Source organism: Thioclava sp. ISO4 (genome assembly GCF_058105145.1).
In genome coordinates this window covers 2,502,517-2,527,998 of the sequence record NZ_CM176571.1, presented here as the reverse complement: position 1 = coordinate 2,527,998, position 25,482 = coordinate 2,502,517, and the positions used below count along the sequence as shown (strand labels likewise).

General features: G+C 64.6%; 27 protein-coding genes. 11 read left to right on the top strand and 16 right to left on the bottom strand.

Annotated elements, in window-relative coordinates:
* Window positions 1–2: 2 nt before the first annotated feature.
* Window positions 3–359, bottom strand: a complete 357-nt coding sequence (locus tag AC2TZ7_RS12415) for a YigZ family protein (protein ID WP_489864467.1) — start codon at window positions 357–359, stop codon at window positions 3–5.
* A gap of 100 nt (window positions 360–459) precedes the next feature.
* Window positions 460–1,434, bottom strand: a complete 975-nt coding sequence (locus AC2TZ7_RS12410) for an NAD(P)-dependent oxidoreductase (protein WP_489864466.1) — start codon at window positions 1,432–1,434, stop codon at window positions 460–462.
* Window positions 1,435–1,482: 48 nt separating this feature from the next.
* On the opposite strand from AC2TZ7_RS12410, the gene AC2TZ7_RS12405 reads away from it, so the two are divergent.
* The gene (locus tag AC2TZ7_RS12405) at window positions 1,483–3,966 is read left to right on the top strand and encodes a penicillin acylase family protein (RefSeq protein ID WP_489864465.1); all 2,484 of its coding nucleotides are present in this window, start codon (window positions 1,483–1,485) and stop codon (window positions 3,964–3,966) included.
* 67 nt (window positions 3,967–4,033) lie between these two features.
* On the opposite strand, the gene AC2TZ7_RS12400 is transcribed toward AC2TZ7_RS12405, so the two are convergent.
* The gene (locus AC2TZ7_RS12400; RefSeq protein ID WP_098410959.1) at window positions 4,034–4,807 is read right to left on the bottom strand and encodes a 3-hydroxybutyrate dehydrogenase; all 774 of its coding nucleotides are present in this window, start codon (window positions 4,805–4,807) and stop codon (window positions 4,034–4,036) included.
* 318 nt (window positions 4,808–5,125) lie between these two features.
* On the opposite strand from AC2TZ7_RS12400, the gene AC2TZ7_RS12395 reads away from it, so the two are divergent.
* The 7 genes from AC2TZ7_RS12395 to AC2TZ7_RS12365 all read left to right on the top strand — a co-directional run bounded on the left by AC2TZ7_RS12395 (window position 5,126) and on the right by AC2TZ7_RS12365 (window position 12,047).
* A complete protein-coding gene (locus AC2TZ7_RS12395; RefSeq protein ID WP_489864464.1) occupies window positions 5,126–6,952 on the top strand; it encodes an extracellular solute-binding protein in 1,827 nt (608 codons plus the stop codon).
* Entirely contained in the window at window positions 6,949–7,068 is a 120-nt protein-coding gene (locus AC2TZ7_RS12390; protein WP_338113616.1) for a lipoprotein, read from the top strand. The genes AC2TZ7_RS12395 and AC2TZ7_RS12390 overlap by 4 nt, the downstream gene beginning before the upstream one ends.
* Window positions 7,069–7,201: 133 nt before the next feature.
* On the top strand, window positions 7,202–7,525 hold the full coding sequence (locus AC2TZ7_RS12385; protein WP_489864463.1) for a hypothetical protein: 324 nt from the start codon (window positions 7,202–7,204) through the stop codon (window positions 7,523–7,525).
* A gap of 255 nt (window positions 7,526–7,780) precedes the next feature.
* Window positions 7,781–9,301, top strand: a complete 1,521-nt coding sequence (locus AC2TZ7_RS12380; protein WP_489864462.1) for a class I adenylate-forming enzyme family protein — start codon at window positions 7,781–7,783, stop codon at window positions 9,299–9,301.
* Window positions 9,298–9,945 (top strand): DsbA family oxidoreductase, encoded by a 648-nt coding sequence (locus AC2TZ7_RS12375; protein WP_489864461.1) that lies wholly within the window; start codon window positions 9,298–9,300, stop codon window positions 9,943–9,945. Before AC2TZ7_RS12380 ends, AC2TZ7_RS12375 begins: the two co-directional genes overlap by 4 nt.
* A 138-nt stretch (window positions 9,946–10,083) precedes the next feature.
* Window positions 10,084–11,304 carry a multidrug effflux MFS transporter gene (locus AC2TZ7_RS12370; RefSeq protein ID WP_489864460.1) on the top strand — a complete coding sequence of 407 codons (1,221 nt, stop codon included), beginning with the start codon at window positions 10,084–10,086 and terminating at the stop codon, window positions 11,302–11,304.
* 68 nt (window positions 11,305–11,372) lie between these two features.
* Window positions 11,373–12,047, top strand: a complete 675-nt coding sequence (locus AC2TZ7_RS12365) for a class I SAM-dependent methyltransferase (RefSeq protein WP_489864459.1) — start codon at window positions 11,373–11,375, stop codon at window positions 12,045–12,047.
* On the opposite strand, the gene mfd is transcribed toward AC2TZ7_RS12365, so the two are convergent.
* Together mfd and AC2TZ7_RS12355 are read right to left on the bottom strand one after the other, a co-directional pair.
* Window positions 12,019–15,462: a transcription-repair coupling factor gene (gene mfd, locus AC2TZ7_RS12360; protein WP_489864458.1), complete on the bottom strand. Its 3,444-nt coding sequence runs from the start codon at window positions 15,460–15,462 to the stop codon at window positions 12,019–12,021. The two genes, AC2TZ7_RS12365 and mfd, sit on opposite strands and share 29 nt — an antisense overlap.
* 49 nt (window positions 15,463–15,511) lie before the next feature.
* Window positions 15,512–16,045 (bottom strand): component of SufBCD complex, encoded by a 534-nt coding sequence (locus tag AC2TZ7_RS12355; protein ID WP_489864457.1) that lies wholly within the window; start codon window positions 16,043–16,045, stop codon window positions 15,512–15,514.
* A 156-nt stretch (window positions 16,046–16,201) separates the two neighbouring features.
* Between AC2TZ7_RS12355 and hemB the strand changes: the two genes are divergently transcribed.
* Both hemB and AC2TZ7_RS12345 read left to right on the top strand, forming a co-directional pair.
* Entirely contained in the window at window positions 16,202–17,203 is a 1,002-nt protein-coding gene (gene hemB, locus AC2TZ7_RS12350) for a porphobilinogen synthase (RefSeq protein ID WP_489864456.1), read from the top strand.
* 141 nt (window positions 17,204–17,344) lie between these two features.
* Entirely contained in the window at window positions 17,345–17,902 is a 558-nt protein-coding gene (locus AC2TZ7_RS12345; protein ID WP_098410949.1) for a lipid-binding SYLF domain-containing protein, read from the top strand.
* Between the two features lie 97 nt (window positions 17,903–17,999).
* Here the strand turns inward: AC2TZ7_RS12345 and AC2TZ7_RS12340 are convergent, their stop codons facing one another.
* From AC2TZ7_RS12340 to AC2TZ7_RS12325, 4 genes are all read right to left on the bottom strand, one after another.
* Complete coding sequence (locus AC2TZ7_RS12340) at window positions 18,000–18,623, bottom strand: lytic transglycosylase domain-containing protein (protein WP_098410948.1); 624 nt, start codon at window positions 18,621–18,623, stop codon at window positions 18,000–18,002.
* 116 nt (window positions 18,624–18,739) lie between these two features.
* Window positions 18,740–19,231: a helix-turn-helix transcriptional regulator gene (locus tag AC2TZ7_RS12335; RefSeq protein ID WP_489864455.1), complete on the bottom strand. Its 492-nt coding sequence runs from the start codon at window positions 19,229–19,231 to the stop codon at window positions 18,740–18,742.
* Between the two features lie 54 nt (window positions 19,232–19,285).
* Window positions 19,286–19,885: a cytochrome b/b6 domain-containing protein gene (locus AC2TZ7_RS12330; protein WP_489864454.1), complete on the bottom strand. Its 600-nt coding sequence runs from the start codon at window positions 19,883–19,885 to the stop codon at window positions 19,286–19,288.
* An 83-nt stretch (window positions 19,886–19,968) separates the two neighbouring features.
* The gene (locus AC2TZ7_RS12325) at window positions 19,969–20,232 is read right to left on the bottom strand and encodes a PepSY domain-containing protein (RefSeq protein WP_168173824.1); all 264 of its coding nucleotides are present in this window, start codon (window positions 20,230–20,232) and stop codon (window positions 19,969–19,971) included.
* 274 nt (window positions 20,233–20,506) lie between these two features.
* Between AC2TZ7_RS12325 and ssb the strand changes: the two genes are divergently transcribed.
* Window positions 20,507–21,025, top strand: a complete 519-nt coding sequence (gene ssb / locus AC2TZ7_RS12320) for a single-stranded DNA-binding protein (protein WP_078572308.1) — start codon at window positions 20,507–20,509, stop codon at window positions 21,023–21,025.
* Window positions 21,026–21,113: 88 nt separating this feature from the next.
* Here ssb and AC2TZ7_RS12315 read toward each other — a convergent pair whose 3' ends face one another.
* The 7 genes from AC2TZ7_RS12315 to secF all read right to left on the bottom strand — a co-directional run bounded on the left by AC2TZ7_RS12315 (window position 21,114) and on the right by secF (window position 25,475).
* Entirely contained in the window at window positions 21,114–21,650 is a 537-nt protein-coding gene (locus AC2TZ7_RS12315) for a DsbE family thiol:disulfide interchange protein (RefSeq protein WP_489864453.1), read from the bottom strand.
* Window positions 21,643–21,861, bottom strand: coding sequence for a heme exporter protein CcmD (ccmD, locus tag AC2TZ7_RS12310; protein ID WP_083079292.1), 219 nt, complete (start codon window positions 21,859–21,861; stop codon window positions 21,643–21,645). Before ccmD ends, AC2TZ7_RS12315 begins: the two co-directional genes overlap by 8 nt.
* Window positions 21,858–22,586: a heme ABC transporter permease gene (locus AC2TZ7_RS12305; protein ID WP_489864452.1), complete on the bottom strand. Its 729-nt coding sequence runs from the start codon at window positions 22,584–22,586 to the stop codon at window positions 21,858–21,860. The genes ccmD and AC2TZ7_RS12305 overlap by 4 nt, the downstream gene beginning before the upstream one ends.
* An 80-nt stretch (window positions 22,587–22,666) precedes the next feature.
* On the bottom strand, window positions 22,667–23,323 hold the full coding sequence (gene ccmB, locus AC2TZ7_RS12300; RefSeq protein ID WP_098410942.1) for a heme exporter protein CcmB: 657 nt from the start codon (window positions 23,321–23,323) through the stop codon (window positions 22,667–22,669).
* Between the two features lie 163 nt (window positions 23,324–23,486).
* Window positions 23,487–24,119 carry a heme ABC exporter ATP-binding protein CcmA gene (ccmA, locus tag AC2TZ7_RS12295; protein ID WP_489864451.1) on the bottom strand — a complete coding sequence of 211 codons (633 nt, stop codon included), beginning with the start codon at window positions 24,117–24,119 and terminating at the stop codon, window positions 23,487–23,489.
* Window positions 24,116–24,505, bottom strand: a complete 390-nt coding sequence (locus AC2TZ7_RS12290; RefSeq protein WP_489864450.1) for an Mth938-like domain-containing protein — start codon at window positions 24,503–24,505, stop codon at window positions 24,116–24,118. The genes ccmA and AC2TZ7_RS12290 overlap by 4 nt, the downstream gene beginning before the upstream one ends.
* Window positions 24,489–25,475 carry a protein translocase subunit SecF gene (gene secF, locus AC2TZ7_RS12285; protein WP_489864449.1) on the bottom strand — a complete coding sequence of 329 codons (987 nt, stop codon included), beginning with the start codon at window positions 25,473–25,475 and terminating at the stop codon, window positions 24,489–24,491. The genes AC2TZ7_RS12290 and secF overlap by 17 nt, the downstream gene beginning before the upstream one ends.
* Window positions 25,476–25,482 lie beyond the last annotated feature (7 nt).

Sequence of the window (25,482 nt, the reverse complement as noted above, 5' to 3'; positions counted from 1 at the left end):
TCTCAGCCCGCGCGCAGATCTTCGAGGTAGATCCGCACCGCTTCCTGTACATGGCGGAAACGGTCGCCGCCCAGATGCTTTCCGCCGAACCAGCGGGTGACGACGATGATGTGGTCGTAGAGCTCTTCACGCTCGAGCATCCGCAGGATCACCATGCCCGCGCCTGCCTCGCCATCTTCGTTTTTCACCGGGGCCTCCGCCGTCAGAAGCGCCCAGGTGTTATGCGTGGCCTTGGCGTATTTCTTCTTCCGGCAAAGTTCCTTGACGAAGGCCTTGGCCTCCTCTTCCGAGGCGCAAGGTCCGCCCGAGACCGCGTATTTCGAGCCGCGTTCGCTGATGATGTTCTCGAGGATGCGCATGGCGCAGGTTTAGGGGCCAAGCGCCGAAGCGGCAAGAGCGGGCGGCAAAGGCGTCGGCAAGGGCGGGCAGCGGGCCTCCGTGGTCCGCCGCCCAGCCCGTTCAGCCCAGTTTGCGCAGGCGCGCGATCAGCGAAGAGGTGTCCCAGCGGCTGCCGCCCATCGCCTGGACGTCCTTGTAGAACTGATCGACCAGCGCCGTGACGGGCAGCGAGGCCCCGATCTCGTCGCCGGTTTTCAGGCAAATCCCCAGATCCTTGCGCATCCAGTCCACCGCGAAGCCGAATTCGAATTCGTCCTTCGCCATGGTCTCGTAGCGGTTCGCCATCTGCCACGAGCCAGCGGCGCCCTGCGAGATCACCTCGACCACGGCGGCGATGTCGAGATCGGCCTTCTCGGCGAAGTTCAGGCTCTCGGCGAGGCCCTGCACGAGACCCGCAATCGCGATCTGGTTGCACATCTTGGTCACCTGCCCCGCGCCGCTTTCGCCGAGGCGGCGGCAGATCTTGGCATAGGCGTCGATCACCGGCTCGGCCTTGTCATAGGCCGCCGCATCACCGCCGCACATGACCGACAGCTGACCGTTCTCGGCCCCCGCTTGCCCGCCCGAGATCGGGGCGTCGATGAAGGCCACGCCGTGGCCCGCCGCTTCGCCCGCCAGTTCGCGGGTCACAGCGGCCGAAACCGTGGTGTGATCGACGAAGACCGCGCCGGTTTTCATGCCCTTAAATGCGCCATCCTTGCCGAGGCAGACCTCGCGCAGATCGTCGTCATTTCCGACACAGGACATCACGAAATCCGCGCCTTTCGCGGCTTCGCGCGGCGTCGCTTCGGCCGACCCGCCATGCTCTGAGACCCATTTCTCGGCCTTGGCGGCCGTGCGGTTATAGACCGTGACCTCATGGCCCGCCGATGCGAGATGCCCCGCCATCGGATAGCCCATCACCCCAAGCCCCAGAAATGCAACTTTCGCCATCGACCTCTCCCTTGCGTGAATACGAAACCGCGCCCCGTGAAACGCGAGCGCGTTGATTGTAGCGTCGGGCTCAACTACTAACGCGCCAACCGGGCGCGTCAACTCATGCGCCGGGAGGCGGGATTTCGGGTGAGGCGCGCAGAGGGCTCGATGTATAAGGCATTTCGATGGGGCGTTCGGCTGATCATGGCCGCGATCGTGGGTGTGGTGCTCGTCGGGGGGCTGATCTATTTCTTCGCCTCGCGCTCGCTTCCCGATTACGACGCGACCTATAAGGTCACCGGGCTGACCGCCCCGGTCGAGATCGTGCGCTCGACCGAGGACGTGCCGCATATCTTCGGCAAGGACGACCCGGACGCGTTCTTCGCGCTGGGTCTGGCCCATGCGCAGGACCGGCTGTGGCAGATGACGCTGATGCGCCGCACGGTGCAGGGGCGGCTGTCGGAAGTGTTCGGGCAGGAGACGCTGAAAACCGACGAGCTGATGCGCCGGATGGGCCTGTATCAGGCGGCGGTCGACTCGGTGTCCTCGCAGGACGATTACACCAAGGCCGCGCTCGAGGCCTATGCGCGTGGCGTCAACCAGTGGATCGAAATCGTCAACGAGGGCGCGATGGGGCGCGGCGCGCCGGAATTCTTCCTCTTCGACAGCAAGATCTCCTATTGGACGCCCGCGGATTCGCTCGCGATCATGAAGCTGATGGCGGTGCAGCTGTCGAACCAGCTGCAAGACGAGGTGCTGCGCGCCCGTGTGTCGCTCGTCGGCAAGGACCTCGTGCGCGACATCATGCCCGACGATCCGCAACAGGCGACCGCGGCCCTGCCCGATTACGCGAGCCTGTTCCCGACCATGCAAAAGGGCATTCAGACGGCGCAGAACGGGGCGCCGGGGGCGTTCTCTCCCTTCCCCGCTCGCGGCTCTGCCGGGGCGTCGAACGCATGGGCTGCGGGGCCTGACCGCTCGGCTGCGGGTGGCGCGCTTCTGGCCAATGACCCACATCTGGGTCTGACGGCGCCCTCGGTCTGGTATCTGGCGCGGCTGCAACTGCAATCGGGCGGCGTGATCGGCGGCACGATCCCGGGGATGCCGCTGGTGCTGTCGGGCCGCAACAAGGATCTGGGCTGGGGGCTGACCACGGCCTATGTCGACGATCAGGACCTGCATATCGAAGAGATCGATCCCGACGATCCGACGAAATACCGCACGCCCGACGGCTGGAAGCGTTTCAAGACGAAGCGCGTGATCGTCAACGTCAAGGATGCCAAGCCGGTCACGCTGACCCTGCGCTGGACCGATAACGGCCCGGTTCTGCCCGGGAGCCATTTCGATCTGGCGACCGTCACGCCGCCGCATTCGGTGATGTCGCTCAGCTGGACCGCCTTCGATCCGAAGGACACGACGATGACCGGCGCGATGGACCTGATGCGGGCGCATTCGATCCCGCAGGCGCTCGACGCCGCGAAAAAGATCGTGGCGCCCGCGCAGAACATCACGCTGGCCGACAAGGACGGGGTGGCGCTGGTCACCGCCGGGAAAATCCCGCTGCGCGACCGGGCGAATGACACGCAGGGCCGGATGCCGAACGCGGGCTGGAAGCCCGAGAACCGCTGGAAAGGCTTCCTGCCCTTCAAGGACAACCCGCAATTCGTCGAGCCGAAAAGCGGCATCGTCGTGAACACGAACAACAAGACGGTGGACCGGCCCTTCCCCTATAACGTCTCGTTCCACTGGGGCGACACGCAGCGCATTCAGCGCCTGTCGAAGCTGATGGGCGAGCGTGAGGTGCATTCGCGCGACAGCTTCATCTCGGCGCAGCTCGACACCGTGTCGCCTGCCGCGCGTGGTCTGCTGCCGCTGGTGGGTGCGAACCTGTGGTATACCGGCGATCCTGCGCCCGCCGGCACGCCCGAGCGGATGCGTCAGCGGGCGCTGGAGATGCTGGCGAGCTGGGACGGCGAGATGTCCGAACACCTCCCCGAGCCGCTGATCTACGCCGCCTGGATGCGCGAATTGCAAAACCGGCTGATCCGCGACGAGCTGGGGCCGCTGGCGAAGAAATTCGACCATCTGGAGCCTCTCTTCATCGAGCGCGTCTTCCGCAACACCCAAGGCGCGAGCCATTGGTGCGACATCATCCAGTCCGCTCCGAAAGAGACCTGCAGCGATATCGCGCGGCAGTCGCTCGACGCGGCGCTGTTGGATCTGTCGAAGAAATACGGGCCGAATATCGAAAGCTGGCGCTGGGGCGATGCGCATATCGCCGAGCAGGACAATCAGGTGCTGGGCAAGGTGCCGGGGCTGAAATGGTTCGTGAATATCCGGCAGTCGACCTCGGGCGGCGATTTCACCCTGATGCGCGGGCGCACCAAGGGCGGCGACGGCCCCGACCGCTTCGCCAATGTCCATGCGGCGGGCTATCGCGAAGTGCTCGATTTCGCCGATCCGGACAGTTCGGTCTTCATCATCTCGACCGGGCAATCGGGCCATCCGCTGAGCCGCCACTATGACGACCTGTCGGAGCTGTGGCGCTCGGGCGAGTATATCCCGATGTCGCTCGATCCGGCGCTGGCGCGTGCGGCGGCGACGGGGATCACTCATCTGGTGCCGAAAAGCGGGTCGAAGCCGGGCAGCTAAGCGCGCTCAGCCCGCACCCCGATTGATCCGGCGGAGCGTTGCCGCTCCGCCAGAGGTTTTTTTGCGATTACAGCGCGGTCCAGCCGCCATCGACCGAGATCGTGGTCCCGGTGATCTGTGCCGCGGCGTCCGAGCACAGGAACACGGCGGTGCCGCCGATCTGCTCGACCGTCGCGAAATCCTTCGAGGGCTGCCGCGCGAGGATAACCTTCTCGATCACCTCTTCCTCGGTCATGTTGTATTCCTTCGCCGTGTCGGGGATCTGCGCCTCGACCAGCGGGGTCTTCACATAGCCCGGGCAGATCGCGTTGACGGTGATGTCTTCCTTCGCGGTCTCGAGCGCGGTGACCTTGGTCAGGCCCACGACGCCGTGCTTGGCCGAGACATAGGCCGATTTATAGGGCGAGGCGGTCAGGCCATGCGCGGAGGCGATGTTGACCACCCGGCCCCAGCCCGCCTTGCGCATCATCGGCAGCGCCACGGCGGTGGTGTGGAAAGCCGAGGTCAGCATGATCGCGATGATCGCATCCCATTTCTCGACCGGGAATTCCTCGATCGGCGAGACGTGCTGGATGCCCGCATTGTTCACGAGGATATCGCATTTGCCCGCCTGCTCGATCAGCGCGCGCGCCTCGGCGCCTTTCGACAGATCGGCCTTGATGTAGCGTGCGGTGACGCCGAATTCCTTCGCGATATCGGCGGCGAGCTGATGGTCCTCGTCACGATCGGTGAAGGAGTTGATGACGACATCGGCACCGGCCCGCGCCAGCTCGCGCGCGACCCCGAGACCGATCCCGGAATTCGACCCGGTAATGACGGCGGTTTTTCCCTGAAGCGACATGTTCTCTCCTTCGGTGGCGATAAGTTACGGATTCGCCGGGATCATGCCGTGCCGCGCCTGCGAACGCCATGCTGCAAGCGCAATACCGCGTGATATCGCGGTGAGGACCTTGTTTTCATGGGGAATGACGTAAAAAAAGACGCCCGCGCTAGGGCGGGCGTCAAGTCATGAGGCAGGTTTCATACAGGCAAGAAACCTATCGAGCAGTGCATCCCTTATAAGCAATCCTGCGCCGCTCTCCAAGGGAAAAGTTTGCGCAGTTTCAAACGTCTCGCTAGCTTGGCGCCAATAAATGCAGGCAAGGTAGGGATTGTTAACATGACGAGATCGGTGTTTTTCCATTTACTCGGCGGGGCGCTTTTCGGGCTCGCCCCTGTATTTACAGGGATCGCTGCCGCGGAGCCACAACCTGCGATTGCAATGTATGGAGAGCCTGCACTTCCGGCCGGCTTTACCCACCTGCCCTATGCCAATCCCGACGCGCCCAAGGGCGGCGAGATCAGATTTGGCGTGGCCGGCATGTTCGATTCGCTCAACCCGTGGATTTTGAACGGGCGTCCGGCGGAAGGAATCAGCCGCTATGTCGCCGAATCGCTGATGGGCCGCTCGATGGACGAGCCTTTCACGCTGTATGGCCTTCTCGCCGAATCGGTCGAGACCGATCCTGACCGCACTTGGGTGGAATTCACCCTGCGCCCAGAGGCCAAGTTCTCCGACGGCAATCCGGTGACGGTCGCGGATGTCATCTGGTCCTACAAGACGCTCGGGACCGAAGGTCATCCGCGCTACCAGAACGCCTGGTCGAAGGTCGAGAAGATCGAGAAGACCGGCGAGCGCAAGGTCCGCATCACCTTCAAGCCCGAGGTAAAAGACCGCGAAATGGCGCTGATCATGGGGATGCGCCCGGTTCTGGAGAAAGCGCAATGGGAGGGGCACAACTTCGCCTCCACCACCAATATGGCCCCGATCGGGTCCGGGCCTTACGTCGTGGGCCGCGTCGATCCCGGCAAATTCATCGAGCTCAAGCGCAACCCCGATTACTGGGGCAAGGATCTGGGCTTCAACAAGGGTCGGAACAATTTCGACACGATCCGCTACGACTATTTCGGCGATGGCGGGGTCGTGTTCGAGGCCTTCAAGGGCGGCGAGACTGACAGCTATACCGAATGGAACGCCGCCGACTGGGGCCGCAATTACGACTTCCCCGCCGTGCAATCGGGCGACGTGGTGAAATCCGAGATCCCGAACGGGCGTCCTTCGGGCATCAAGGGGCTGGTGATGAACACCCGCAACCCGGTTTTTGCCGACTGGCGGGTGCGTCAGGCGATGATCGACGCGTTCAATTTCGAGTTCATCAACAAGACCATCAATGGCGGCGCGGAGCCGCGGATTTCCTCCTATTTCTCGAATTCCGAGCTGGGGATGAAGCACGGCCCCGCCGAGGGTAAGGTCAAAGCGCTGCTGGAGCCTTTCGCCGATCAGCTCCCGCCCGGCACGATCGACGGCTATACGCTGCCGAGCTCGGATGGTGGCGTGCGCAACCGCAAGAACATGCGCGCCGCGGCGAAGCTGCTGGACGACGCGGGCTGGCAGGTCGATAGCGATGGCGTGCTCAAGAAGGACGGCAAGCCCTTCACTTTCGAGATCGTGTTGCAGCAGGGCGCGGCCGAGACGCAAAGCATCGTCGATATCTACACCGAAGCCCTCAAGAAGCTGGGCATCTTCCCGAAAGTGACCGTGATCGATGACGCGCAATATACGCAGCGCACCAACGCCTATGATTTCGACATGGCGTGGTACTGGCGCGCGCTGTCGCTGTCGCCCGGCAACGAGCAGAACCTCTATTGGGGCTCGAAAGGCGTGAAACAGCCCGGCTCGCGCAACTGGATGGGCATGAATTCCCCCGCCGCCGAGGCGATGGTCCGCGCGATGCTGGACGCAAAAAGCCACGAGGATTTCGTCGCCGCGACCCATGCGCTCGACCGAGTGTTGACTGCAGGTCGCTATGTCATTCCGATCTGGTATGCCCCGGTTGACCGCATCGCCCATATCAAGCAGCTTCACTACCCTGAGAAGACCCCGCTATACGGGGCATGGCCGGGTTTCCAACCCGATGTCTGGTGGTATCAAGAGGCAGGACAATGAAAAAACTCATCCTTCTGGCAGCAGTCGCTGCGGCATTGGCAGGCTGCAACACGGTGGCCGGTGTGGGCGACGACATCTCTGGCGGTGCGCGCTCGGTGCAGGGCTGGTTCAGGTAACCTCCCGGAACTGATCACGATATGGAACCGCGCGAGGTATCTTTGCCTTGTGCCTTGCAAAGCCCCCCGGGCGTCCCTTTCTCAGAAATAGGGCCGCCCGTGAGACGAGCCGCGAAGAAAAGGATCAAAAGCGATGAAATGGCACCATATCGAGGAAAACTGGGCGGCATTTTACGAGGCGATCGTGGACAAGTGGCCCGAAGCCGACGAGGCCGAACTTGACGAGATCGACGGCGATCAGAAGGCCTTCATCCGCTATGTAGCCGATTTGACCGAACAGGAACCCGCCGACGCGCGCGACGAAATCCGCGACTGGATGCAGGGCGAATTGCCCTCTGACGTGGTCATGGACCCGACCCATGACGGTCATTCGATTGCGCTGTCGGCGAAGTATGTCGGCGAGGGCGAAGACGAATATGACGACGACGCCCGCTTCGGCGACGACGACGAAGAGTGAGCGTCGCGCACCGTTGATCGGTCGCATGGGGCTCTGCCCCCGCGCGCGGAAGCGCGCATGACCTAGGTTGCAGGGGGCTCTGCCCCCGCGGCTCCGCGCCCTTCGCTTGCGCTCCGGGCGTTCGGCGGGGCGTCCTTCCACTGGAAGGCCGCTCGTCCCGCCTCACCCCCCGGGATATTTTCGCCAAGGCGAAGCCAGAGTGATGGAGGCGTGTTCGGGCTTGCTCGGGCGCGCGCTGCGTCCTAGCTAGGCTGCATGGATTCCGTTTACCGCACAGACCCGATCCCCGACCCGCCAAGCGCCTTCAACATGGCCGCGCATGTTTTGGCGGCTAGCGCGGCGACCCCCGACAAGCTGGCGATGCAGATCGTGAAGCCCTCGGGCGCGCAGCGCTGGTCCTATGGGCGGTTGATCGCGGCGGTGCGCGGTGCGGGGACGCTTTTGCGCGACGCGGGGCTGACGCCCGGCGACCGCGTGATGCTGCGGCTGGGCAACGTGCCGGAATTTCCCATCGCGTTCCTTGGCGCCATCGCCGCCGGTCTGGTGCCGGTGCCGACCTCGGCGCAGCTGACGGAGGCCGAGATCACCAAGCTCGCGGCCGATCTCGATCCGGCGGCTGTCGTGGCGGGCGACGGGATCGCCCTGCCCGATCATCCGGCGCGCGTGATCCCTGCCGACATTCTGCGCAAGGCCGAGGAGGCCGCGCCCTGCGACTACGCGATGGGCGATCCGAACCGCCTCGCCTACATGATCTTCACCTCCGGCACCGGCGGTTCCGCGCGGGCGGTGATGCATGCGCATCGTGCGATCTGGGCGCGGCAGATGATGTATCGCGGCTGGTATGGCATGGGGTCTGACGACCGGCTGATGCATGCGGGCGCCTTCAACTGGACCTATACGCTCGGGACCGGGCTGATGGATCCGTGGACGCTGGGGGCCACTGCGCTGATCCCGGCGGACGGGGTGGAGCCGCGCAGCCTGCCCCTGCTGCTCAAGCGCTTCGACGCGACGATCTTCGCTGCTGCCCCCGGGGTCTATCGGCAAATCCTGAAGCATCACGAGACGCTGTCGCTGCCGAAGCTGCGCCACGGGCTGAGCGCGGGCGAGGCGCTGCCAGACCCCACGCGCGCGGCCTGGAATGCGGCGACGGGCACCAAGGTCTATGAGGCGCTCGGCATGTCGGAATGCTCGACCTTCATCTCGGGCAGTCCCGATCATCCCGCGCCGCCCGGAACTTGCGGCTATCCGCAGGCGGGCCGCCATGTCGCGGTGCTGGGCGAGGATGGGCAACCGGTGCCGCGCGGCGAGCCGGGTCAGCTTGCGATCCATGAGAGCGATCCGGGGCTCTATCTGGGCTATTGGAACGCGCCCGAAGAGACGGCGGCGCGCCGGGTCGGCCCGTGGTTCGTGACCGGCGACACGGTCGCGATGGGCGAAGACGGTGCGATCACCTATCTCGGGCGCGGCTATGATATGATGAATGCGGGCGGCTTCCGGGTCTCGCCGATCGAGGTCGAAGAGGTCATGCACGACTGCCCCGGCGCGGGCGATGTGGCCGCGGTCGAGATCGCGGTGAAAGCCGATGCGAGCGTCATCGCGCTGGCCTATACCGGCGAGGCCGGAGAAGACACGCTGCGCACCCATGCCGAGGCGCGGCTTGCACGCTACAAGCAGCCCCGCCTTTACGCCCATATTGCCGCCCTGCCCCGCAACCGTAACGGCAAGGTGCTGCGCTCGGAGATCCGCGCCATGCTGCAACAGGAGGTCACCTCATGATCACGCTCGATATTTTCGCCGATCCCGTTTGCCCGTGGTGCTTCATCGGCAAGGCGCGGCTGGACCGGGCCTTTGCGCAACGCCCCGGCCACCCGTTCCAGCGCGCCTGGCAACCGTTCGAGCTGAACCCGACGATGCCGCCCGAGGGGATGGCGCGCGCCGATTACCTGCAGGCGAAATTCGGTCAGGACGGGGCCGCGAAAATACATGTGCAGCTCCTCGAGATCGCGGAGGCCGAGGGCTACGATTTCCACCCCGAACGCGTCACCCATCAGCCCAATACCCGCAACGCGCATCGCCTGCTCCATTGGGCGGGGCTCGAAGAGCGTCAGGAGGACGTGATGGAGGGGCTGCTGGCCGCGCATTGGCGCGACGGGCGCAATATCGGCGACGCGACTGTGCTGTGCGAGGTTGCCGAGGCCGCGCAGATGGACCCGCGGCTGGTGGAGCGCCTTCTGGCTTCGGATGCCGATATCGACACGATCGTCGCGAAGGAAGCGCATGCGCGCGAGCGTGGGATCAACGCGGTGCCCTCGGTCGTTGTCGCCAATGCGCATCTGGTGAGCGGCGCGCAACCGACCGAGCTGTGGCTGCAGGTGATCGACGAGCTGTCTGGCGCACCCTCCGACGCGACACAGCACTGACCGCTTTGTCCGGCTTCGCAGCCGCCGTCACTATCGCGTGAGCGCACAGGGGGCTGCGCGCCCGGCCCTCTGGCCAAATCGGCGCAGCTCCCTATGCTCGCGCTTCGAATAAATCCGACTTTCGGAAAGTCCCCCAGAATGTCCCAGATCTCTGACGCGCCCCGGGCGCGCACGCCTCTTTCGCTGCCCGAACTGACGGTCATGCTCGCCTCGCTGATCGCGACGATCGCCTTTTCGATCGACGGGATGCTGCCGGCGCTGCCGCAGATCGCGGCCGAGCTGAGCCCGGATGCGGTCAACCGCGCGCAGCTCGTGCTGACCTCCTTCGTTCTGGGCATGGGCGTGGGCACGCTGTTTGCCGGGCCGATCTCGGATGCGCTGGGACGGCGCAAGACCATCGCGGGCGGCATCGCGATCTACATGGTCGGGGCGTTCATCGCCGCCCATGCGCAGAGCCTCGAGGCGCTGCTGGCCGCGCGGGTGCTGCAAGGGATCGGCGCCTCGGGCCCGCGGATCACCGTGATGGCGCTGGTGCGCGACCTGTTTGCCGGGCGCGAAATGGCGAAGATCACCTCCTTCATCATGATGATCTTCATCCTCGTGCCCGCAGTCGCCCCGTCGATCGGCCAACTGGTGATCGCGTTTGCGGGCTGGCGCGGCGTGTTCTGGGCCTTCATGGTTTTCGGCTGCGTCGGCGTGAGCTGGCTGCTGATCCGGCAACCCGAAACGCTCGCGCCGGAAGATCGCCGGCCGCTGAGCGTCTCAAAACTGCGCGCTGCGGCGACGGAGGTGATCACGCATGCCGATGTGCGCCTCTATATCGTGACGATGACGCTGGGCTTCGGGCAGATGTTCGGCCTGCTGTCGACCGCGCAGCAGCTTTACGCAGCCCATGGCGTGACCGACACTTTCCCGATGTGGTTCGCGATCGGCGCGCTGATGGCGGGCACGGCCACGATCTTCAACGCGCGCTACGTGATGCGGCTGGGGATGCGCAAGATCGTCAAAGGGACTTATCTGGTCCAGATCGTCGTTTCGGCCGTGATGCTGGTTCTGGTGCTTTCGGGGCTGACGGATGGCGCAAGCGGCTTCCCGTTCATCTTCCTCTATTCGGTCTCGGTCTTCGCGATGGCGGGCCTGACCTTCGGGAACCTGAACGCGCTGGCGCTGGAGCATATGGGCCATATCGCGGGCATGGCGGCCTCGATCGTGGCCGCGATCTCGACGGTCGGCGCGGTGGTGATCGCAGCCCCCGTGGGTCTGTCCTTCAACGGCACGGCGCTGCCGATGGTGATCGCGACGCTGACCTGTTCGAGCCTCGCCTGGTGGCTGATCCGCAAGACGCAGGAGACCGACTGACGGGGCTTTACGCGCGAGGGCAAAGGGCGCATACCCGCGCATCTTTCCCCGATCCCGAGTCGCTCCCGATGTCCTCGCCCTATGCCCGCCCCGGGTTCTACGATGAGGCGCTCGCCAAGGGCCGCCACCGCGACATCGTGGGCGGTCGCTGGGACGAGACAGGCCGCGCGCAGATGGCGGCGCTTCTGGATCACGGATTGCGGCCCGATCACGTGCTTCTCGATATCGGCGCGGGCGCGTTGCGGCTTGGCTGCAAGGCGGTGCCCTATCTGGAGCCCGGTCATTACTGGGGCACGGATGCCTCGCGTGCGCTGATGCTGGCGGGCTATGCGGCGGAGCTTGACGCCCGCGAGCGGCTCGACCCAGAGCAGCTGGTGGAGGACGCGGATTTCACCTTCGCCGGTGTCACCGACACGATCACCCATGCCATCGCCTTCGGCGTCTTTCCGCATCTGGAGAGCGACGCTGTTGCGCGTTGTCTCAATGGGTTGCGACGCTTTCCTCAACTGGAATGCGTGCTGCTGACGGTGTTCCTCGCCCCGGAGGATGCAATCAGCCACCGCCAGAAGGACGGCGTCGTCACCCATGCCGCCCGCGCGCCCTATCACCTCTCGGAGACCGCGCTCTACGCGATGGCGGATGCGTCAGGCTGGAGCCTCAGTCGCGACGACCGGATGCTGCCGCGCGGACAGGTGATGTTCCGCGCGGAGCCCCTCAGGCCTTCGCCTTCTTCGCCTCGATAACCTTCTCGGCGAGATCGCGGGCAATCGCGAAGGCGCCCTTGATCTTGTCCTTGTCGTTCTTCCAGTCGCGGCGAATGACCAGCTTGTTGTCCTTCACCTTGGCCAGATCGCGCTGCGCGGTGAGGAATTCCACGAGGCCCTGCGGGTTCGGGAATTTGTCATTGTGGAACTGGACCGTGGCCCCTTTCGGACCCGCATCGAGCTTGGCGATCATCGCGCGTTTGCACATCGCCTTGATCCGCACGACCAGCAGCAGCGTGTTGACCTCTTTCGGCAGCTCCCCGAAGCGGTCGATCAGCTCGGCGGCAAAGCCTTCCAGCTCGACCTTGGTGGTCAGGCTCGACAGGCGACGGTAAAGGCCGAGGCGGACGTCGAGATCGGGGATGTAGCTGTCGGGGATCATCACCGGCACGCCGAGATTGATCTGCGGCGACCAGTCGCCATCCGCCGTCTCGGTCAGCTCGCCCGATTTCAGCTTCGAGATCGTCTCTTCCAGCATTGACTGGTAAAGCTCGTAGCCGACCTCACGGATATGGCCCGACTGCTCCTCGCCCAGAAGGTTGCCCGCGCCGCGCAGGTCCAGATCCTGACTGGCGAGGTTGAACCCGGCCCCGAGACTGTCGAGCGAGCCCAGCAGCCTCAACCGTTTCTGCGCCTGCGGCGTCAGCGGCATCCGTGGCTTCGTCGTCAGGTAGCAATAGGCCCGCGTCTTGGCGCGGCCCACCCGGCCCCGGATCTGGTAAAGCTGGCTCAGGCCGAACATATCGGCGCGGTGGATCACCATCGTATTCGCGGTCGGAATATCGAGGCCGCTTTCGACGATCGTGGTCGCCAGCAACACGTCGTATTTGCCGTCGTAGAACGCGTTCATCCGGTCATCGAGTTCGCCCGCCGCCATCTGGCCGTGCGCCACGAGATATTTCACCTCCGGCACGTGGGTTTGCAGAAATTCCTCGATTTCGGGAAGATCGGAAATTCGCGGCACGACATAGAAGCTCTGCCCGCCGCGGTAATGCTCGCGCAGCAGCGCCTCGCGCACGGTGACGGTGTCGAATTCGCTGACATAAGTGCGGATCGCGAGACGGTCGACGGGCGGCGTTCCGATGATCGACAGATCGCGCACCCCGGTCAGCGAGAGTTGCAGCGTGCGCGGGATCGGCGTCGCGGTCAGCGTGAGCACGTGAATTTCCGAGCGCATCTGTTTCAGGCGCTCTTTGTGCTGCACGCCGAAATGCTGCTCCTCGTCGATGACCAGCAGGCCAAGATTGGCGAATTTCACCGATTTCGCCAGAACCGCATGGGTGCCGATCACGATATCGACCGTGCCATCGCGCAGCCCCTCACGGGTCTTGGTGGCCTCCTTGGCGGAGACGAAACGGCTGAGCGGTTTCACGTTCAGCGCGGTGCCCCGGAAGCGTTCGGCGAAGGTCTTGTAATGCTGGCGCGCGAGCAGCGTCGTCGGCGCGATCACCGCGACCTGCATGCCCGATTGCGCAGCGACGAAGGCCGCGCGCATCGCGACCTCGGTTTTGCCGAAACCCACATCGCCCACGACGAGACGGTCCATCGGCGTGCCCGATTTCAGATCGTCAACGACATCCTCGATCGCGCTCATCTGATCGTCGGTCTCGGTATAGGGGAAGCGCGCGGCGAAGCTTTCCCACTCGTGATGCGGCGCTTCCAGAATTGGCGCGTTGCGCAGGTGACGCTCGGCCGCGATCCGCATCAGCTTGTCGGCGATCTGACGGATGCGCTCTTTCAGCTTCGCCTTCTTGGCCTGCCACGCGCCCCCGCCAAGCTTGTCGAGCAAGCCTTCCTCATGGCCGTATCGGCTGAGCAGTTCGATATTCTCGACCGGCAGATAGAGGCGGTCCCCGCCCGCGTATTCCAAGAGCACGCATTCATGCGGTGCACCAAGGGCGGTGACCGTCTCCAGCCCCTTGTAGCGGCCCACCCCGTGATCGACATGGACCACCAGATCGCCGGGCGACAGGGTCGTGTGCTCGGTCAGGAAGTTCTCGGCCTTGCGCTTGCGCCGCGGCTTCGAGACGAGCCGCTCGCCGAGCACGTCCTGCTCGGAAATCACGGTCATTTCGCCACCGTCACGCGGCGCTTCGAACCCCTCGTCGAGCGGCCAGACCGTGAGGTTCACCCCCGGCCCGATCTCACGCGCAGAGCCGATCAGCTTGGCACCGATCAGCCCTTCGTCTTCCATCAAACCACGCAGACGTTCGCGCGCGCCTTCGGACCACGAGGCGATCACCACGGGTCCATCGGCCAGACGCGCTTGAACATGATCCTTCAATGCGCTGAACAGGCTGACGTTTTCGACCTTGCGTTCGGGCGCGAAATTGCGCCCCACGCGCCCGCCCGCGTTCAGAATTCCGGGTCCGGGCGGTGCCGGGATCACTTGCAGGCGCAGCACACGAAGCGGTTTCAACACCGCCTCCCAACCCTCTGGGTTCAAATACAAAAGCTGCGGCGGCGCGGGTTTGTAGACCGAGTCCAGCCGGTCACGCCGGGTCATCGCCTCGCGCCGCGTGTCGTACTGATCCGCGATCCCTTCCCAGCGGCTTTCCTGCTGCGCGGCGATCTGGTCGTCGAGCATCACCGACGCATCGGGCAGATAGTCGAAGATGGTCTCGAGCTTTTCATGGAAGAAGCCCAACCAATGCTCCATCCCCGCCTGTTTGCGCCCTGCCGAGACGGCCTCGTAAAGCGGGTCTTCCGCGCCGCCCGAACCGAACTCGATCCGGTAATTCTGCCGGAAGCGTGTGATCGCGGCCTCGTCGAGAATGACCTCGGAGACCGGCGCAAGCTCCACGCCTTTCAGCTTCTCTGTCGTGCGCTGGCTCACCGGATCGAAGCGGCGCGCGTCGTCGAGCACATCGCCGAATAGATCGAGCCGCACCGGGCCGCCCTCGCCGGGCGGGAAGATGTCGATGATGCCGCCGCGGATCGCGTAATCGCCGGGCTCGGAGACGGTCGAGGCCTGCGAGAAGCCCATCCGCACGAGGAATTCGCGCAAAGCGCTTTCGTTGATCCGTTTGCCGACCTGCGCGGTGAAGCTCGCCCCCGCCAGCACCTCGCGCGCGGGCACGCGCTGCATGGCAGCCGAGAGCGTCGTCAGCAGAACGAACGGCCCCGGCATGCCCGAGGCCAGCGCCGCCAGCGTCGCCATCCGCGTGGCCGAGATATCGGCATTGGGCGAGACCCGGTCATAGGGCAGACAATCCCAGGCCGGGAAGTCGAGCACCGTCGCCTCGGGCGCAAAGAACGCGAGTGCCCCGCGCATGGCCGCAAGACGGCGATCGTCGCGCGCGACATGGATGACCGATTTGCCCTTTGCGAGCTCTTTGGCCAGCAAGGCGGCGTCGAACCCTTCCGGGGCGCCCGAGAGAAGAAAATGCTCCATAGCCAAGCGAGGTATCCGGCCTGTCTCCGGTGTCAAGTTGCTTCGCGCGTTAAACCAGCATCGAAGCGAGAAGGTTCTGATACATTCCCCAAAGCGCGCTCACGATGATCGCGACCACGCCGATCGCCTGCACGTTCACCCGGTGGCGCGAGAGCGCCTTGATCGCAAGCGTGGGATCATGCGCCAGCGATGGCTGCGCGTCGAGCTTGTGCGCGAGCCGCAGGCTCAGCCCGAACACCCCCATCATCGGCACCAGCAGCAGCGCGAATGCCTGCGCGGTTTCCGATCCATAGATGAAACCGGTGATCAGCAGGAAGCTCAGCATGAACGGGATGGTGATCGACATCGAGACCCCCGCATCGCGCCGGATCCGGTTCAGCCTGCGCGCGCTCAGCGCCGTCATCGCGGCGAGATCCTCGGCCGCCTCGCCGCCCTTGCGGCGCGCGCGGATCACCATGTCCCACGGCACGCCCAGCACCCAATGCGAGGCCGAGGACCAGACCGCAGCCAGCGCGATCCAATACCACAAGTTGGAAAAGCTGCGCAGGTCGATCAGCCGCGCGATCGTGTCGAAAACTTCCAAGCCCCTCGCCCTCGTTCTTCCGGGTCGTCGTGTCGCGGCCCCTCTCGTCGAGACATAGACCAGCCTCGGCCCGAGCGGAACCCCGCGCGGATCGGCCGCGCTTGCCTGTGGCAGCGATCCGTGGCACCCCTTTGGCCGAGCCAGAGGAGCCTGCCGATGAACCCGATCCTTCCGCCCTTCCCGCATACCCGTCTGCGCCGGATGCGCCGCACTGCCGCGCTTCGCGATCTTGCGCAGGAACACCGGTTGAGCGTGAAGGACATGATCTGGCCGATCTTCATCACCGACGTGCCGGGCGCGGATGTCGAGGTGCCCTCGATGCCGGGCGTCGTCCGCCGCACGCTCGAGGGCGCGGTGCGCGCCGCCGAAGAGGCCGCGAAGCTCGGCATCCCGGCGATCTGCCTCTTTCCCTATACCGATCCGGCGGTGAAGACCGAGGCCTGCGAAGAGGCCTGGAACCCCGAGAACATCACCAACCGGGTGATCCGCGCGATCAAGGCAGAGGTGCCCGAGATCGCGATCATGACCGATATCGCGCTCGACCCCTACAACGCCAACGGCCATGACGGGCTGGTGCGCGACGGGGTTATCCTCAACGACGAAACCGTTGAATGTCTTGTCAAAATGGGGATTGCGCAGGCCGAGGCCGGGGCGGATATCCTCGGGCCCTCGGACATGATGGACGGGCGGATCACGGCGCTTCGCTCGGCGCTCGAAGCGGCGGGCCATTCGGACGTGACGATCCTCAGCTATGCCGCGAAATATGCCTCCGGTTTCTACGGGCCGTTCCGCGATGCGGTGGGTGCGACCGGCGCGCTCAAGGGCGACAAGAAGTCCTACCAGATGAATCCCGGCAATTCCGACGAGGCGATCCGGCTGGTTGCGCGCGATCTGTCGGAGGGCGCGGATATGGTCATGGTGAAGCCGGGGATGCCCTATCTCGACATCTGCCACCGCGTGAAAGAGCAGTTCGGCGTGCCGACCTACGCCTATCAGGTGTCCGGCGAATACGCGATGATCATGGCGGCGGTGCAGAACGGCTGGCTCGACCACGAGAAGGTCATGCTCGAAAGCCTGATGAGCTTCCGCCGCGCGGGCTGCGATGGCGTGCTCACCTATTTCGCGCCGGAGGCTGCGAAGCTGCTCGGTAACGGCTGAGCAGGGTCTTGCCACTTCGCTGTGAATGGGCTCAAGAAGAAGTGACAAAACGGGTTCCCTCCTCTATTAATTGTGCCATGCGGTCGTAATAAGACCAGTCAGCCCGGCGCGAGATCGGGCATATCGAGCGGAGCGACAGACATGACGAAACTTTCCAGACGGACCCTTCTGGCGATGGGCGGTGCGGGGCTTGGCCTTGCAGCCTGCGGCAACGGCGTGGGCAGTGCAGGCAGCGCCAAGCTGGATGCGCGGGTCGATGCGACCCGGAATTACCTTCTGACGAAATATCCCGGCACCCGCGATCTCGAGAGTAAATCGGTGGGCGTACTTTGGATGCCTTTGATGACCGAAGCGGGCTTCGGTATCGGCGGCGCGTTCGGGCGCGGCGCGCTGCGGATCAACAACGTGACCGTGGATTACTACTCGGCAGCGGCGGCAAGCTTCGGTCTGCAGATCGGGGCGCAGCAATATGCCCATGCCCTGTTCTTCATGACGCCCGAGGCGCTTGCCGGCTTCCGCCGCGGCGATGGCTGGCAGCTCGGCGCGGATGCGCGCTATGCGGTGCCGGATCAGGGCGGCGCGATTTCGGCCTCCACCCTGACCTCGACCGCGCCGATCATCGCGCTGGTCTTCGGCCAGGCCGGTCTGATGGCGGGCGCGACGCTCGCGGGCACGAAATACACCCGGATCATTCCGTAAGATCAGCCGCTTTGGCGGCTCTCTTTACCCAAGACATAAAGAAAGCCCCGCAGATCTCTGATCTTGCGGGGCTTTTCTTGATTTTTCCTGGTGAGGATCACCCGCCGAGGATGATCCGCACATAATTCCGGGTCTCGCGATAGGGCGGAATGCCGTTATGCTTCGCGACAGCCTCCGGCCCGGCATTGTAAGCCGCGAGCGCCAGCCGCCAGCTTCCGAACCGGTCATACATCATCTTCAGGTAGCGCGCGCCGCCTTCGAGGTTCTGCGCCGGATCGCGCGGGTTCACGCCCAGTTTGCGCGCGGTGGCGGGCATCAGCTGCGCCAGCCCCATCGCGCCCTTATGCGAGCGCGCCTGCGGGTTCCAGCCGCTCTCCTGTTGCACGAGGCGCAGGAACAGATCGGCCGGGATGCCATGGCGCGAGGCCACCGATTTCGCGGTGTTCATATATTGGCCGCGATACTTGCCGTTGTAGCGCGGCACGCTCTCGGCACTGGCGGTCTGGGTCAGCTTGCCTTTCGGCGTCAATCGCGAGGAATGCTCGTATTGCTGGGCCGCGCGGGTATCGAGAATGTTGATCTGGTTTCGGAACAGCATCGCGCGGGATTTCGAAGAACTTCCCTGAAGCCGCAGCCCCTCTGCCTGGGCGCTCATCGGGCCCGCCATCACCGTCGCCGCAGCAATCGCCACGAATCCGAGACTTCCGATCGTTCTACGCATCGGCCCCCACCACTCACTGTCCACGTATTCTGGGGCAAACTATAGAGAAATCAGCCAAAAGTTAAAGCAAAACGCCAATCGCCTCGGCAACCTCCCGCCGATAAGCTGCCGTAGCGTCAGATTGCGCGCGCCTGTTGCTTTTTCGCATCGGCCCTGATGGGGCCGTGAAACAGCTCCTCCACGAAGATCGAAACGAGCTGCGAGCGGCCCGACACGCCCGCCTTGCGATAGACGGAATTGAGATGGGATTTCACCGTGGCCTCGCTCGACCCGCGGAAAGAGGCGGTCTCCGAGACCGAGAAGCCCTTGATGGTGAACCCCGCGACATCGGCCTCTGCGGGGGTCAGCCCCCATTGGTCGAACTGCGCGCCCATCATCTCGGCCATCGCACCTTGCGCGGCGCCGATCGTGCGATCCGCGCGGGCCTGTCGCCTAAGCAGCGCCCAAAGCACCGCCGCCTCGACGACGATCCCCGCGATCAGGCCGAGATTGGCGAAAAGCTCCATGTTGAGATGCAGGGAGAAACGCCCGGCCTCGCGGAAGTCGTCGAACACGTCGGCCACGAAGAGCGATGTGCAGGCGGCTTGGAATATGATGAGGGCGACCAATGCGCCCTCTTTCGTCCAGATTGAGACTCGCTCTCGCGAAACCGCCATCGGCGCTTACCCTCTGTTGCCGCGGAACACCTTCTTACCGGTGATCATCGCGCGCGCAAGGTTCACGCGCAACCGGCGGCTCTCGAAGACGACGGCAGCGATATGGGCGGCGATCGAGACTTCGGCCCAGTTGACGGCGAGTTCATGCAGTGACTCGGGCCATTTCACGCCCCAATAGGCGTCAGTGGTCATCAACCAGCCCGTTCCCGCGATGACGAGAAGCGTGATCAAAAGGTTGTAAATCATCAGCGCGCCGAGCGGCGAATGGCCCAGATGCGCGTGCCGCCGCCCCGTCGCCATATCGCGCAGCTGAGTCAGTGCGCCGGTGGGCGATGGCGGGAAGTCCTTGAAGCGCGCGTGGCGGGTGCCGAACAGACCCCAGAGGATGCGCGCCGTCACGAGCCCTGCGACCGTGTAGCCGATCCAGTGGTGCAGATCGTGCTTCGGGGAGGTGAAGAACGCATTGGCGGTGAAGAGGCCCGCGATGGACCAGTGGAACACCCGGACGAACGGGTCCCATACGCTATGCGCACCGACGGGCGGCGGTTCGGCGTGAGACGTTTCGTGTGACGGAAGATCGGTAAAGCTCGCGTCTTCGATGGCCATGATCGGGCCCTCCTGCTGCTTCGGGAAAGACTGGCGTGAGGAAGACGGGCCGGTTCGTGCCGGCCCGCCCCTTGAGGATCGGATCAGTTGCTGTCCGAGCGCTTCACCTGCTGAAGCTTGGAGTTGAAGAAGAGCTGAGCGCGCTTGCCGTCCTTCATCGCGTAGACTTCGATATAGCCGTCTTCCATTTCCATCCGGCGCACGTCGTAGCCCTGATTTTTCAGCTCGGCTGCGAGCTTCTGCTCTTTCGCCGGGGCCACGGCGCCTTCGCCACCTTCTGCGAGTGCGGGGAGAGTGGAGGCAGCGGCAATCGTGGCGCTCGCGGCGATCAGCATCAGGTATTTCATGGGGTATCTCCTCATGGGATGTGGGGTTGCTCGACCGGATCGGGTGGGGTTCGTCCCCGTGTGCCGTCCGGCTCGTCCAGACCTGTGGCAAACCCACGGCGCCATCTATCGGCACAAGGTTGGAAATCCGGGGCCGAAATCGCTCTCAAACCAAAGATGCACGCGGGATTTCGCCGCTTTCCGTCACGGTTGAGCGAACCTTCGCCCCTAGGCTCTCGCGGGGCTCTGCTCTATACCCTTTGGGACCAATTCTAGAATCGCAGGCGGAGGCAATATGGCAGGCAGCGTCAACAAGGTCATTCTGATCGGCAATCTGGGCCGCGACCCGGAGGTGCGGACCTTCTCGAACGGCGGCAAGGTGTGCAACCTGCGCATCGCCACCTCCGAGACGTGGCGCGACCGCAATACCGGCGAGCGCAAGGAGCGCACCGAATGGCATTCGGTCGCGATCTTCTCGGAGCCGCTGGCGAAGGTGGCAGAGCAATATCTGCGCAAGGGCTCGAAGGTCTATATCGAGGGCCAGCTCGAAACCCGCAAATGGCAGGACCAGAACGGTCAGGACCGCTACTCGACCGAGGTCGTGCTGCGCCCCTATCGCAGCGAGCTGACCATGCTCGACGGGCCTGGCGGCTCGGGTGGCGGTCAAGGCGGCGGTGGCGGTGGCTACGGCGGCCCGTCCTCGGGTGGCGGCGGCTACGATGATGGCGGCGGCTATGGCGGCCCGTCCTCGGGCGGCTCCGGTGGCGGCGGCGGCGGTGGCCGCTCGGATTTCGACGACGAGATTCCGTTCTGAGTTAGAGACGAGAAAGGCCCCCGGTTCGGGGGCCTTTGCTTTTGAAGCTATCTGGATCGGGGGAAGTGACGCGCTTGCGCCCTGCCCTTTATTGCGCGGCCGTCTCGCCGTTCAGAAGCGGTCGCAGATCCGAGGCAATCACGCGTTCGGTCAGCGGGCCGGCAAAGCGGTAGAGCACCTTGCCCGTGCCATCGATCACGAAGGTCTCTGGCACGCCGTAGACGCCCCAGTTCAGCGCCATTTTGCCGTTCGGATCGGCGCCGAGCTCGGCGAACGGGTTGCCCATCTCGCTCAGGAAACCCTGCGCCTTGGCGGGCTTGTCCTTGTAGTTGACCCCGTAGATCGGAATCCCCTCATCAGCGAGCGCTTCGAGATTGGGATGCTCGACCCGGCACGGCGCGCACCACGAGGCCCAGAAGTTCACCAGCTTGACCTTGCCGTCCTTCAGATCGGCATCGGTGAAGGGTTTGAAATCGCCCAGCGGTTCAAGCTGCACCGGCGGCGCGGGCTTGCCCGCAAAGGCGGTCGGCAGCTGCGTGGGGTCCTCGCGCGTCATCCCCCAGATGAACACGCCCGCAAGCCCCGCGAAGATCAGCGGCGGCAGCAGCATCAGCGGCTTAACCATGTGCGCCCCCTTTCCGGCGAGCCTCGGCCTCGGCCAATTGACGTTTCACCTTCGCACCGCGCATCAGCGAGACGACGACGATCAGCACCAGAAGCACGACCGTCGAGGCCCAGGCGATATTGACGGTTTCGGTGTAGGATTTGGTGGACGGGTCCACGAGGACGACGCCGCCCTCGGTGACGGTGCCGCTTTGCTCGGTCGTATCACTCATGCCATGCGCTCACGTTGCTGGATGGCGCCCAGACGGCGCGCGCGGACCTCGGTGCGGGTGCGGATCAGCACCAGCGCGAGGAAGAAGAAGACGAACCCGGCCAAGCACAGAAGCAGCGGGAACCAGTAGACATCGGCGATGTGCTGCTCGGAATCCATCGAGAGCGTCGCCCCCTGATGCAGCCCCTGGTTCCAGAAATTCGCCGCATAGCGCGAGAGCACCGCGAACACCCCGCCGACGAGGCTGAGCACGCCGGTCAGATCGGCGGCCGTATCGGGGTTCTCGACCGCCGCCCAAAGCGCGATATAGCCGAGGTAGAACAGGAACAGGATCAGGAACGACGTCAGTCGCGGATCCCATTCCCACCAGGTGCCCCACATCGGCTGGCCCCAGACCGCGCCGGTGATCAGCGCGATAAGCGTCATCACCGCGCCGATGGGCGCGGCAGCCTTGGCGGCCAGCGCCGAGACATGGTGGCGACGAACCAGCCAAATCAGCGAGGTCACGACCATCATCACCCAGATGTTGATCGCCATCATCGCGGCGGGGACATGGACATAGATCACCTTCACCGAGCCGCCGAAATTCTCGGCGGCAGGGACGAAGAAATAGCCCCAGACCAGCCCGACGATCAGCGTGATCGCGGCAATTCCCACCGTCCAGGGCAGGATCTTGTCCGTGGTCTTCATGAATTTGACGGGGTTGGCGTATTCCCAGATCGACATCTTGTTGTTCTGCTCACCTTCTGGCCAGGTTGGCTCTGTGTATCACGGCTCTTCCTATCACGGCGCGCGCGCGGGGTGCGCTAGCGCAGATTGACGCGGATCGCGGCGGCCGAGGCGAAGGGCACCAGCGCGACCGTCGCGGCCGTGATCCCGGCCAGCATCAGAAGCGGTGTCTCAGTGTTCATCCCCTCGGCGCCACGGCGCACGAGCTCCGCACCGAAGATGAGGGTCGGCACATAGAATGGCAAGACCAGCAGCGACAACAAAAGTCCGCCGCGCTTCAGCCCGACCGTCAGCGCGGCCCCGAACGTGCCCAGAACCGACAGCGCCGGCGTGCCCAGAAGAAGCGAGATCACCATCCAGAAATGCGCGCCCTGCGGCAGATGAAGCAAGATCCCGAACACGGGTGCCGCGACAACCAGCGGTAGCCCCGTGGTGATCCAATGCGCGAGCGCCTTGATCGAGACGACCCCTTCGAGCGGCACCGGCGCGGTGACCAGCAGATCGAGCGAGCCATCCTCGTAATCGAGCGCGAAGATCCGGTCGAGCGAGAGCAGGCAGGCCAGAAGCGCGCCGACCCACAGGATGCCCGGAGCGATCCGTGCGAGGATTTTCCCCTCGGGGCCGACCCCGAACGGGACCAGCGTCACCACGATCAGGAAGAAGGCCAGCCCGAGTCCGAAGCCGCCGCCCGCCCGCACCGCGAGGCGCAGGTCTCTGAGCAGAAGCGCGATCATGCCCGGCCTCCTGCGCCAGCCAAGGGGGCGCTGCCCCCTTCGCGGCTGCGCCGCTCATCCCCCGGGATATTTCGGCCAAGCCGAAACAGCGCGCAGCTGCCTTCGCCTTGGTCCAAATATCCCCGCCGGAGGCTCCCGGCCGCTCCGATAGCGCGCCGCGCGATCATAGGAAGGCCTCGTCGAAAGCGCCCTGCATCCCGCCCTCTTCCGGCGTCTTGGCCTTGAAGGGAGTCAGGTCGAGCACGGAGGCCTCGTTAAGCCCGAGATCGATATGGGTCGCGATCAGCGCGGCCCCGCCGCTCGCCAGATGGCCGCGCACGGCCTCGGCGAAAAGCGCGACAGAGGCGGTGTCGAGCGACACGGTCGGCTCGTCCAGCACCCAGATCGGGCGGCCGGTCACGAGAAGCCGCGCAAGGCCAAGGCGGCGCTTCTGCCCGGCAGACAGGCTATGAGCGGGCCGCGTCGCGAGGCTTTGAAGGTTCATCCGTTCAAGCGCCGGTTCGATATCGCTGGTCGCATAGATCGACGCCCAGAAGCCGAGATTCTCGCGCACCGTCAGCGTCGATTTCAGCCCGTCGGAATGGGCGGCATAGGCCATGCTTTCGGGCGGCATCGAGACCGTCCCGGCCAGCGCCGGTTGCAGCCCGGCCAAGGTGCGCAGAAGCGTCGTCTTGCCGACGCCGTTGGGGCCGCGCAGCACCAGCGCATGGCCTGCATCGAGCGAAAAGCTCAGGTCTTCCAGAACCGGGAGACCACCGCGCGACACCGCGAGCCCTTCGACCGACAACATGCTCATTCAGGCGTCTCGGGCGTGGCAGGGTTTTCCGGCATCGCGATCAGCGCGCAGCCGACCCGGCGGCCTTCGGACAGCAGCACGTTATAGGTGCGAGCCGCGGACGGCGTGGCCATGCCTTCGCACATCAGCCCCTCGGCCTCCAGCTCGGCCACGAGGTCCTTCGGCAGATGGGCGATCTCTTCGCCGGTGCCGATGAACAACACGTCGAGCTTGCCTGCGAGTGCGAGCAGCGGCGCGCGGTCGTCCAGACCGCCCCAGCTGCCCATCTCCTCGCCCGCGACCCAGACCGAGCCGCGCGTGACCTCTCCGGCGACGCGGAAAAATCCCGGCCCGTAGCCGTCGATCGGCAGCGAGGCCCCGAAATTGGCTTCAGTCAGTAGCGACATCCGTTTTGTCGAAGAACTTCTCCGAGGGGTCCTTCTTCTCCTTGTTGCGGTCGAGCCCGATGAACAGGACGATGTTCTTGGCGACATAGACCGAGGAATAGGTGCCCACGATCACGCCCCAGGTCATCGCGAAGACGAAGTTGCGGATCACGTCGCCGCCGAGAACCAGCAGCGAGATCAGCGCCAGCAGCGTGGTGCCCGAGGTCATCACGGTACGCGACAGCGTCTCGTTGACCGAGAGGTTCATCACCTCGCGCAGCGGCATCTTCTTGTATTTCACGAGGTTCTCGCGAAGACGGTCGAAGACGACGACGGTATCGTTGATCGAATAGCCGAGGATCGTCAGCAGCGCCGCGATGATCGACAGGTCGAACTTGATCTGGAACAGCGCGAAGATGCCGACCGTGACGGTCACGTCATGGATCAGCGCGGCGACCGCGCCCACCGAGAACTGCCACTCAAAACGCAGCCAGATATAGACCAGGATCGCGGCCACGGCGGCCAGAACGGACCAGATCGCCGTCCAGATCAGCTCGCCCGAGACCTTGGGCCCGATCGACTCGGTCGCGACGATCTTGATGTCCTTGTTCACCGATTTGAGCGATTCCAGCACCTTGGCCTGGGTGTCGGGGCTGATCGCCTCCTGACCGTCCTGCGCCTGGATGCGGATCGTGACGACTTTCTGATCGGCGCGGAAGTTCGGGTCATAGACCTGCGTGATCAGCACGTCGCCCAGATCGAGCGGCGCGATGGCGGAACGGTAAGCGCCGATATCGACCGGCTCGGTCTGGTCGGCCTCGGTGCGGATCGTGGTGCCGCCGCGGAAGTCGATTCCGAGGTTCAGCCCCATCGTCAGCACCAGCACCAGCGAGGCCAGCACCATGACGACCGAGAAGCCGAAGGTCAGCTTCTGATGACGGAAAAAGTCGAAGGTGGTCTTCTCGGGGACCAGTTTCAGACGGAATGCCATGTCTTGA